This is a genomic window from Lactiplantibacillus sp. ME-2 (genome assembly GCF_022549155.1).
GTDB lineage: Bacteria > Bacillota > Bacilli > Lactobacillales > Lactobacillaceae > Lactiplantibacillus > Lactiplantibacillus plantarum.
In genome coordinates, this window is sequence record NZ_JAKZEQ010000057.1 from 1 (window position 1) to 10,366 (window position 10,366).

Annotated in this window: 14 protein-coding genes and 1 pseudogene; all 15 read right to left on the bottom strand. The window is 40.4% G+C overall.

The annotated features are described in order from the left end of the window. Positions 1 to 99 precede the first annotated feature (99 nt). The 15 genes and pseudogenes from MMY95_RS14320 to MMY95_RS14390 all read right to left on the bottom strand — a co-directional run bounded on the left by MMY95_RS14320 (position 100) and on the right by MMY95_RS14390 (position 10,180). Positions 100 to 756 (bottom strand): phage tail protein, encoded by a 657-nt coding sequence (locus MMY95_RS14320; RefSeq protein WP_241277750.1) that lies wholly within the window; start codon positions 754 to 756, stop codon positions 100 to 102. Positions 757 to 771: 15 nt separating this feature from the next. Next, positions 772 to 1,152: a DUF806 family protein gene (locus tag MMY95_RS14325; protein WP_134144408.1), complete on the bottom strand. Its 381-nt coding sequence runs from the start codon at positions 1,150 to 1,152 to the stop codon at positions 772 to 774. Next, positions 1,152 to 1,559: an HK97-gp10 family putative phage morphogenesis protein gene (locus MMY95_RS14330; RefSeq protein WP_202861024.1), complete on the bottom strand. Its 408-nt coding sequence runs from the start codon at positions 1,557 to 1,559 to the stop codon at positions 1,152 to 1,154. The genes MMY95_RS14325 and MMY95_RS14330 overlap by 1 nt, the downstream gene beginning before the upstream one ends. 2 nt (positions 1,560 to 1,561) lie before the next feature. Beyond that, on the bottom strand, positions 1,562 to 1,909 hold the full coding sequence (locus tag MMY95_RS14335; protein ID WP_134144406.1) for a phage head closure protein: 348 nt from the start codon (positions 1,907 to 1,909) through the stop codon (positions 1,562 to 1,564). Continuing rightward, positions 1,899 to 2,231: a head-tail connector protein gene (locus tag MMY95_RS14340; protein ID WP_202861025.1), complete on the bottom strand. Its 333-nt coding sequence runs from the start codon at positions 2,229 to 2,231 to the stop codon at positions 1,899 to 1,901. Before MMY95_RS14340 ends, MMY95_RS14335 begins: the two co-directional genes overlap by 11 nt. A gap of 72 nt (positions 2,232 to 2,303) precedes the next feature. After that, positions 2,304 to 3,524, bottom strand: a complete 1,221-nt coding sequence (locus MMY95_RS14345; protein ID WP_202861026.1) for a phage major capsid protein — start codon at positions 3,522 to 3,524, stop codon at positions 2,304 to 2,306. Beyond that, positions 3,524 to 4,273 (bottom strand): head maturation protease, ClpP-related, encoded by a 750-nt coding sequence (locus tag MMY95_RS14350; RefSeq protein WP_241277751.1) that lies wholly within the window; start codon positions 4,271 to 4,273, stop codon positions 3,524 to 3,526. Before MMY95_RS14350 ends, MMY95_RS14345 begins: the two co-directional genes overlap by 1 nt. Continuing rightward, positions 4,251 to 5,414 (bottom strand): phage portal protein, encoded by a 1,164-nt coding sequence (locus MMY95_RS14355; RefSeq protein WP_241277752.1) that lies wholly within the window; start codon positions 5,412 to 5,414, stop codon positions 4,251 to 4,253. Before MMY95_RS14355 ends, MMY95_RS14350 begins: the two co-directional genes overlap by 23 nt. A 2-nt stretch (positions 5,415 to 5,416) precedes the next feature. Beyond that, a complete protein-coding gene (locus tag MMY95_RS14360; RefSeq protein WP_202861029.1) occupies positions 5,417 to 5,611 on the bottom strand; it encodes a DUF1056 family protein in 195 nt (64 codons plus the stop codon). Then, positions 5,601 to 7,507: pseudogene (locus tag MMY95_RS14365) on the bottom strand (terminase TerL endonuclease subunit). Before MMY95_RS14365 ends, MMY95_RS14360 begins: the two are co-directional and overlap by 11 nt. 44 nt (positions 7,508 to 7,551) lie before the next feature. Continuing rightward, entirely contained in the window at positions 7,552 to 8,010 is a 459-nt protein-coding gene (locus tag MMY95_RS14370; RefSeq protein WP_202861030.1) for a phage terminase small subunit P27 family, read from the bottom strand. Between the two features lie 165 nt (positions 8,011 to 8,175). After that, on the bottom strand, positions 8,176 to 8,508 hold the full coding sequence (locus tag MMY95_RS14375; RefSeq protein ID WP_241277753.1) for a hypothetical protein: 333 nt from the start codon (positions 8,506 to 8,508) through the stop codon (positions 8,176 to 8,178). 2 nt (positions 8,509 to 8,510) lie between these two features. Further along, positions 8,511 to 9,026, bottom strand: coding sequence for an HNH endonuclease (locus MMY95_RS14380; protein WP_241277754.1), 516 nt, complete (start codon positions 9,024 to 9,026; stop codon positions 8,511 to 8,513). Next, positions 8,995 to 9,174, bottom strand: coding sequence for a hypothetical protein (locus MMY95_RS14385; protein ID WP_063485443.1), 180 nt, complete (start codon positions 9,172 to 9,174; stop codon positions 8,995 to 8,997). Before MMY95_RS14385 ends, MMY95_RS14380 begins: the two co-directional genes overlap by 32 nt. Positions 9,175 to 9,256: 82 nt before the next feature. Then, positions 9,257 to 10,180, bottom strand: a complete 924-nt coding sequence (locus MMY95_RS14390) for a hypothetical protein (protein ID WP_241277755.1) — start codon at positions 10,178 to 10,180, stop codon at positions 9,257 to 9,259. Positions 10,181 to 10,366 lie beyond the last annotated feature (186 nt).

A 10,366-nucleotide genomic window follows, 5' to 3' on the forward strand; every position in this document is an offset into this window, starting at 1 on the left:
CCGGTATGGGTTTATTTTTTTACTTTGTGTTGCATTTCAATTGTAAATTCGCCATGTATTAAAAAAGCCACCCAATTGAGGGGAGCCTTTTAAATGTTGCTAGTGACCAAGTCCTACACCAGGCACTACACTCGATGGACTTAACACATAGCCACCAAATACTTCAGCGTATAGCTTGGTTAAATCAAAGCCTTTATCAGTCGACTTAGCGACCATATAAGGTTGTTGTACCTTGTTGGTAGCTAAGAAGATGGTTGACTTTAATGGCGCTAAGACAGTACCGTGTAAAGCTGTTGAGTAAGCAGCTTCATTGTTGGTATCAGTTGAGTTGTTAGACCCTTCTTCAACAAATTCGATATTGTTGAAGCATTCATAAATTGAAATATCCCCATCTAGTGATTGAGATTCGGCAATCATCGCAACATGTGGCTTAGGTAGTTGACGTACCCAGGCACCTGTATTGGCACTTTGTGTGAACCCCTTTAGCATTTGATTAACCTTCCAGTCTAGGTCTAAGGCGGTTAAAGCCAAGGTAGGCATAGACTTACCATAAGCTGTTCGTTTGACTTGTCCATTCCCCCAGCCGGGAGTTCCAGCCGCTTCGATGGTGGATACGTTGATTTGACTGAAGCCTTCGCCTTGATGGTCAGCAACATAAATTCCATCAGTAGATAGACCTTTATCAGGGTCTTTAATTAAGTCGCCTTTATCGTCTAGCAAAGCAAAAGTTGCTTTGACAATGTTGTGTTTTGACATTTAAATATCTCTCCTTTAAATCATTTCATTTTTAGCTACATAAATTGTTTTGGTTACTTGGTTGGTATCCGGGTCAGTTGTGTGGTGCTGACTAGATACAATTAACCAGCCGGCCGCTTTAAGGCTTTTCATCAAAGCTATCTCAGCTTCCAATGGGTTAAAGTCATCTGCTAAGTTAACCTTATAAAAGATTTGAATCTCAACACCCATTGCTAACCCTTTAAACGTGTTGTTTGCAAGATAGGCCGGGCTTGAATCGGTCTCTTGTAATAGCATGACTGTTAAATCAGTGTTGTCTAAATCTTCTTTAGGAATTGTATTCAGGTAAACTTTATCGAGCCACGTTAAATTGAGGGAATCAACTAGGCTGGCTACCTGTGATACTGGTAATAGCATTAGTCATCGTCCCCCTTCTTATATTCATCTAGCATGGCCTTAAAGACATCATCTTGGCTGTCGGATAGATTCTCATCGACAAAATGGTCAGCCTTAATGTACTTAGTACCATCGTTTAGTCTTCTGGCATTCATATCATGGTACTTATTGGTCCAGCCTACGATCGAGCTACCATCATGTTCACCGTCTATGTCATTGCTGTTATAGCTTATATTGTCAGCCATGTGCCCGTACTTCTCGTCTTTATGACTTGAATAGTGTTTCTTCTTCGTGACTTCGGTTAAATTGTCAGCTAACTTTTTAGCGCCGGCTGTGGTTATCTTCTCTTGTTCAGCCTCGTTAGGGACTAGCTTATGGACGTCTTTAAGCCAGTTTGCTAGTTGGTCGGCCATATCATCGTTTGCCATAGCTAGGCCCCCTTGGTAACCTGCTTGAGCGTCAAATAATCGCAAGACAGATAATTACTGGAATCATCCATGCTGTCATTGATGACATCGTAAAGTTTACCTTTATACTGACATTTAATGCCTTCATAAACTTTAGGATTATGCCTAATAATGACCACTACTTGCTCTAATTGTTCAGCTGTGAGTTGATACGAAGATGCAATCGATCGTGTATAGGGTGCACAGTATAAACTAAACTGACTAACAAATGTCTGTTTACTAGTCCCATTAATAGGATTTTGAACAGTTTTAACAGTGCCAATCTGTATACGTTGGTTAAAGTCAACTGGAGTTAATCGATTAATCGCCATTGCCGCCCACCTCATCTTGCTTTTGATTATACAGGCCTCGCAATTGGCCAATGATTGAATCAACAACTAAGTCAACTGGATTAACAGTGTTTGAAGTGATTGATGTCCGATAATACCAGTATGAACCAGCCAAGGCGTAAACAGCAGTTTCAAACAAGTCATTCACGCCTTCCATTTCATAGAACCCCGGAACGCTATTGTCGTCCCCAATGGCCTGTTTAATGTAGCTAGTGGCTGCAGACAAATAGCCTTTTAGCAGTTTGTCGTCATCATCCCCGTCAATTCGCAAAGATGATTTCAATGTTTCTAAATCGGCTGCCACTTAAATCACATCCTTACTTAGCCGCCCAGATTGTTACTGTACTGTTTATTTATTGGCGACATAGTTGGCTAATTACTTCCCGGGAGTTGAAGCAGCAAAGTTGGCCGGCTGATCAGCAATTTTACTGAATGAACCCGCAACAAAGGCTTCCGTATCAGTGGCTTCAACATCAAAACGATCAATCACACGAATCTTAGTTTGGTCTTTTTCAAAGGCACCACCGCCAATATTGGTAGTCAATAAGGAAGTACTTTCTCGGTCAAACAAAGTTACTGCTTGCGACAAATCACCATAGTAAAGTGGATGAGCCTTTCCTGCCGTAGCCGTAACGTCAGGTAAGAACTTGTCAGCTACCTCTACAACTCGCTTCCCACGGATTAAATATTTATCAGGTTGTGTTGGATCGGGTTGCAATAGGTAACGACCCATAGCATCCTTAACCTCGGAAAGTTCATTGAAACCAGACGTATTTGTCATTAAGAATGACGTGGACTTGATGGCGGGATCAACAGCAGTATTAATCATCGTAATAATGTCATCGAACTTGGCCAAGTTTGGCTTTTTAGGCGCTTTATTCATCGCCGCAATGATTTGAGTGTTGCGAGTAACAACAACTTTCTTAGCAATCCATTGAGACAGCCAAGCCAAAATGTTGTCCGCCGTATCCTTTAGCAACGAATTAGTGGCAGTGGTAATGCCGGCGTACCGATGAATCGTATATTTGACAAGCGATAACTTGGGATCATCATTATCACCAATGGTAGCCGTTTCATCATCTAAATTGGCTAATGGAGTAACTTCAGCAAACTTTTCGTAAACCCGTGACCCGGTTTGAGTTGTAACAGTTTCCCGATTAACATATTGCTGTAATGAATCGAACTGGCGAACCAATGTGTTAATGGCTGTTTGAATATCTTGAGGGATAGTCAAACCAATTGCATTGCCACCTCCGTCGGTAGCAGAAGTTACCAAGTTCATAACTTTCGGGTCGCCCTTAATCATGCCTTTGAAATTCTCAACGAACTTGGCTTTGATGTCTTTTTCATTATCATCAAGTGGGGTCTTGTCCTTATCATCCATGTTGGCAATTTCTTGCGCCTTGCGTTCTTCTTCCAATTGTTCATGTAAAGCATCACGCCGGGCAACTGCAGTGTCGCGATCTTGTTTCATTGCTTTAAATTTGTCTTGATCAAAGCTGTCGTCAAGGACAGCTGCGTTTAACTTGTCGTTTAAGTCTGATACCTTTTGTCCTTGGGCAATCCAGGCATCATTCATTGTATTAATATTAGCCATTAGTTGGCCTCCTTTTGATTTTTACCAAATAAAATAGCCAATTTGCTGTTTCGTAATTCAGCAGATTGACTATTAGTAGTATTTTTTTCTTTAGACGGCTTAGTTTTATCCTTATCCGCCTTGTAAATGAGATTCATCAACTTGTTAACTGCAGATTTAGGTGGAATGTGTGAAATAGCGTTCACCGGTTGCAATTGTTGATCATTAGCAAACATAATTTCGTCAGCGAAACCTTTATCGACGGCATCACTAGCGGTTAACCATGTTTCATTTGCCATTAGCTGTAGCAAGTCAGCTTGATCCATGCCAGTTTTAGCTTCATAAGCGCTGGCAATTGATTGATCAATGCCATTTAAAATACTGGCTTCATGCTCCAGATCGTCAGCATTACCAGCTGGTTGTGACCAAGCCTTATGGATCATAATCTGAGCAGTTGGTGAAATGTTGATGTGATCGCCAGCCATAGCAACCACACTTGCCGCACTAGCGGCTAAGCCTTGAATATTAACTGTTACATTGCCAGCATAATTCTTTAGCATAGTATAAATTTCACTAGCCGCAAAAACATCGCCACCATTGGAAGCAATATCAACTTCAAGTGCTTCATCATCACCGTCGTCATCGTCATCGTCATCATTTAAAATGTCAGCAACACCCGAAGGTGATACTGCTGGCATTCCAAAGAACTGATAAAAGCCGGCTGTTTGATCATCAACAATATCGCCTTTAATCATCACTTTCTTTGTCATCATTATCACCTCCTTTTATCGATTGAGCATCAGGCATTTCATCTGGGAAATAACCAGTCTGCTGTAGTAACCAAGTTGCTTGATTATTAGCAATTGTGCCATCTTTAGCTAGCCCTGATAGGGTAGCTGCAAATGAGTCTCCCAATGGGTCTACAGCAGTCCGTATATTGGCCGTAATCTTAGCGTTAAGCTTATTATCCAGCTCAGCTAAAATAGCCTGTAAGTATCGATTAAGGGCGTTTGTGTACATGCCTTTAATTTGGTCAATATTACTTTGTTGGTCACCTTGGCCATTCAAATAGCTATCAGGAATGCCAAAGACTTTAGCAATTTGCTTACTCGTCCAATCTGTTTGGCTTAACAGCTTAGTAACATCGGCTTTCATTTCCAGTGGCTTATAATCTTCAAGTTGATCAATAACTAACGGGCCGCCGTTTGACTTGTTCACCTGTTTCATGAAGTTACGTGAACGGCTGGCCTTCATCTTCTCACTTAGCAGCCCACCGTGCTGAATAGATAGGACGCCAGGAGCGCTAATTGAACGTGCCAATGCAGCCAACGTTAAACTGTTAGACGAACTCTTGACTTGCAACTCATTCGACAATGCTTTTAATGGACTGTTACCCGTCATACCACCATCGGTACTAGCCCAGCGAATATGAATCATGTCAGACTGTGGTACATATTGAAGAACGCCCAAATTAGGCTCGTCAAAGGTAACCGTATAGGTTAAACCACTGCCATCATCTAATAAGTAGGTTTGCACTTGGCTTGGACGCAAATATTCCCAGCGCAAATCTAAGCCGTTAGGATTACGCCAGCGATATGCAAAGCATTCACCACCCAATAACAATTGTGAATACATAGACTGCCAAAACGTGTGACCATTAGCTGTCGTGCTAGGATTGTTTAGAATTCCTTGTGCTCGTGGCATATTGGCCATTAATTGTATCGTGGCCAAGTCTCCAGATATTTGATTAACCGCTGAATAAATATCTGAATTTTCCAAAGCATCTTTGGCACTAACATACTCATTATTGCCAGTTGGTGACAAAAAATTAACGATGTTATCGTCTTCTACTGGCACGCTTTGAATACTAACTGAATTATTTATTGCCGTTGGTGGTTCAAAAAAGGGCATTATTAATCACCTCCTTTTTGGCCAGCTGTTACGACTTCTGAAAGCCAGCCAACTAAAAACAAAGCGACAGCAATTGCTAGAACGCCCTGTGCCCGCCCCAATAAAAAGGCTGCATATACCCCAGCAATCATACTTAGAATGAAACACAGCACATCAAAGTAATGCCAGATAGTTGCAAAAAATTGTTTAAAAATCATTAATATCATCTCCTAGCAATCCTGATTCCGGGTTATTAAACCATTCAAGAACTTGTTTTTCGTTCATACGTTCGACCTGTTTGTCAGGATTGTTTACATCTGCAAAGTCTTCAAAGTGATACATGGCTTGGAATAAGGCATCAATTAACGCATCAACCACGTCAATTTTCAGCGTGGCCTTAGCTTTATCTACTTGAATGCCAATCTTATCTTCATAGATTTCTGCATTTAGTAGCGCCTTTTCCATAATTCGATCATCTAGTCGGTCAACTGACCCTTCAACAAACATCGTCTGTAAAAACTTAGTCGGATCCTTCAATTCACTAGTCCGCTGCCGAATGGCTTGCAATGGCCACCCTGAATTCAAATCTAGCTGCTTGATTGTAGGCGTTAGCCCCCACGCGTCGTAACCAAAGAAGACAACTTCCAGTCGATGCCGTTCAACAAAGTTAAGCAACCATTGGTAAACCTGCTCATCATTGATGAGTCCCTGAGGGTGACTACTAATTGTACAAAATCCTTTTTTAGCTAAGTCCCGATAATTAATACCGTCTTGCTTTTCTTTAGCTTCAATCGAACCAGCTTTCTGCCAGGGAATAAAACTATGCTGATAAATAAACCATCGTGGTTTGTCATTATTATCACGATAAGGAAATACAAACGCTAGTGCCGTGTTATCACTAAACATCGAGTAGTCAAAACCAATATAAACTTGCCGATCATCAAAACTAAATGATGGCACAATGGCTTTTTCAACGTCAGGCAGTTTCAAGAAGCTGTCGGTCGATTGTTCTAGCCACAGGTTAAGGTTTTTGTTTTGAAAATCGTTGAGTGTGCCCGACAAAGCGTCAGAATCGCGCTTATCTGTCAAGCCGTTCAGCAACACTTCTCGTTGGCTCGGTAAATCTAGTAAGGGATTACTTTTAACCCACATATCAGGCTTATAAGTTTCATCTAGATTGTCCTGCGACCAAATAAGCCCCAAATATGTATCAGCATCGCGCAAATAATCTTGTTCCATGGCTTGCTGAATCATACGCTCATCATCGTGAAACGGAACAGTGGGATCAGGATATGCCGTTGAAATTTGAATGAATTGCTTATTGCGCACCTTGACTTGTCCTGACACAATTTTAGAAATCTTTTGTCGCGTCTTAATTTCGCCAATTTCATCAAAAATCGCAGTTGTGAAGTGGAAACTATCGTACTGACCGGCTTCATGGCTAATCGCCCGTAGCTTGTTATTAGTCTTGCTCATTGTGACTTGATCGGCCTGTGAGGACAGTGTCCGTGTATCTAGCCCGCTGTCAGCAATCAACGATTTAAATGGTTCAATCGTTGCAATCTTGGCTAACATTGACTTAATGTAGCCCAGAATTTTACTAGTTTGTTTGTAATTAATTGATGAAACTAAGTAATCTTGGTTAGATAGTCCCAACGATTCGATTAAAAAACTGTAGGCAGTAATAATCGCCATAAGGTAAGTTTTACCTTGGCCATTCAACCTCGCGCAACTGAAACTATAGCCCGTGAAAAACGCTTGCCGCCGTCATCATTACGCCAGCCAATTAGCATAGCCATAATGAATTCCTGCCACGGCATAAGTTTGGTTGGTTCGCCTGTATCAACATTCGGACAAATGGAAGCAAATTTAAGTACTTGATCCACTCGTTTTACTGAGTAAGCAAACGGAAAGTCAACGCTACCTTGACGTTGTAAGTCTCGGATATGGCGAAAAGCCGCTAACTTAATCAGATAGCCAGCAGTTACCTTCTCATCCAGGACTTCAAAAGCGTATTTCGTGCCTGGATCAGTGTATTGTTGGCGAACTGCTGAGCAGTCTAATGATTGATAAGCTCCAATAACATCATGGGTTTGAGTTAAATCAATGCGCAAATTAATCACCTCCTTTTAAACATTTCGTTAACAAGTAGTCTTTTTTACCCTCCCAAAAATTCTTTCATTCGATCAGCGACGCTCCGATTGTCCTTGTGATCATCTAAGTTTAGCTTGAGTAAATCACTACGTGACTTAGGAGATAGTCCCAATTCAGCGCCTAACTTCGTTAGATTCTTAACGGCCGAATCATAAATTTGAGTCATCGGGTTGCGTTTGTAGCCCACGAAGTCTCTACCAATTTTTTTGCCGGTCTGATCTTGTAACGTTTTATAGATCGCTTGGACTTCACCGTTTTCCTGAATATGTTTATACGCATTGCGATAAATCTCATATTGGGAAGCATATTGCTCCACAAGCCCGCTATCAATGCGCTTAACTGGGGTATTTTCTTCTAAAAAAGGCACTAATCGGCGCCAAACGACCTTAGCTTGCCGGCCTAAGTAAGCTGGCGGTGTACGTGTTAATTGTCCGTTGTTGACGTCTTTATCCACTTTTTTCATTTTATCTGTCTCCTTTCATTATTGGTTGACCCCCCCTACCTAAAAATTTTCAAAAATTGTTTCTATCACAAAATAACGGCAATGTGTGTGCTTTTCCTAGGACGTGTTAGGGGGCGGGGGTTGTTTTAATTACCGTTGTGACCAAAATTATACATGATTGTTTTATTATTCCTTAGGATGCCAATTAGACTGGTTTAAAACATCTGACATAACTACTTCATATGATTCTCCATCCTTCTTAATGGTCGTGTGTTGATAGACGTATCGTGCGACTTTGCCAATTACTTCTAATTCTGATTTTCCCACGAATCTATATTTATCATAAACACAGCTCATTAATTCCGGTGACTTGTCATTTACCAATTTGACAATGTATTTAATTCCAAAAGCGTTATAATCATTAATTGTTTCGTTAAATGATGCAAACGATTCAGGGTTCATAAGAACTGCTAATATCTCGTTTGCAATAGCTTCATATTCTTCTTTAGAACGTTCCACATTCATCTCTCCTTATTCATTAACACAACGATTGCTGATACATCATTGATCGGCTTTACACTTTGCAACTCATTGCCTTGACCAGTGCCATAAGTTAGTTGTTCCCAGTCCGTCTTAGCACGATGACACTTACTACAGATTACAGCTAAGTTATCAACGTTAGCTTTCAATGTTTCGTCAAACTCAATCGGTACAATATGATCCACAGTCTTAGCAGGTGTGATAACGCCTTGCACTTTACAGTAAGCACACAAGTAATGGTCACGCTCTAGGACTTGTTGTCTTAGATGTGACCATTGCCTTGTCCGATAGAAGTTGTATTGCTGACGCTTAGCCTCATTACGATAACGTGTAACCGTGTTGTACTTGTGTGTGTATTGTTTGTCATTGCTACGTGCCCAACGTTGCCGACTAGCCAAGTACTCAGCTTCATGCTCATAGTGCTGCTGACAATAGTGGTCAGGGAAAGTGACCATTGCATGGCAGTTAGGATAGCGGCATCTTCTTGTCCTTGGCATGTTGCTTTCTCCGTTTCTTTTCCAAACTAAAAGCGCCATGCTGTTTAGCACGACGCTTCTTATCCTTACACCATCTATCTAGCCGGGCATCTGCAGCTACCCATTCAGGCGGCTCGTACCCATAGTTACTGTGTATCATTATTGTCATTTCATACCATCACGACTTACTTTCCAATACTAACTGCTCGTCCGATATCTATTGATTAATCGGATATTTTGCTTGTTTATCATCATCTTTTATTGTTTTGCCGTCTTTTTTCCCAAATAAACGGTTCCTTGTTATTCTCATCTACAACCATAATATCTGTATTTTTATAATTTTCATTAAACAATTTCTCTTTCTCACTAAGGTCGTGTGTTACTACACCTTCTTGGAAATATTCCACTTTTGGAACATTGGATAATTTTAGAATTCCATTTTTATCTTTTATCAATTCAAACATTGCCAATCCAATTTCATTGCTATTCGTATGAAAAATAATGTCAATGCTTTGAATCTCATTAGGATAGTTATATAACTGGGCATAAGTAACTAATAATAGCTCATTTTCAGTGCTTTCCAGATTTGAAGCCTTGATACTTTCGTGCACAAGACTCCAATTCTTAGTGTCTCTTTTAAATGAATCCCATTCTGAATTATCGCCTTTACCCTCTTTGCCATTAATATTCGCACTTGATTTCTTATATTTACTGCAAACATTGTTATCTGCAACTAAACTAGTCACTAAAATACTGATATCGTAAACATTTTTCTTGTTAGAATTAATTATCGAAATGAAATTTGAATCTGAATAAAAATACTTTGATTCAAATTTCATCTTTTTTTGATGATCTTTACTTCCTAAAAGCTCCCGGGGCTGACATGAATGAACATACACTTTCTTTGAAGGTTCAAACGACATTCGAAAGAATAGGTAAAACTTAGGATGGTTATCATCCAAACGTGTTTTTTGTTCAGATTTCAATTGCATTTGAACGCCGTACAACCCAAGCAAGGCTCCTAAATAGCCACCCCAAAATCCAAGCCATCCATCATTACTAGAATCACCCAAAAAAACAGAGTTCAAAAAGTGCATACAAACAAGTAAGATTATAGGTATCACTCCTAGGGCCACAAATCTCCCAATAATTAATTTCCAATTTATATGTGCCATTTCAATTCCTCCAAACTACTCTAACTATACAAAAGCTCCCGCCAATAAGCGAGAGCCAGTTTGGAGATTGCCCGTTTTGATGCCGTGGACGCGTTTAATGTGCTTGGTAGGGATTTGCACCCTACATAACAACACCATCCTGTGTTGCCTCTTAAAACGTCTACCTATTCCGCCACAAGCACGTGT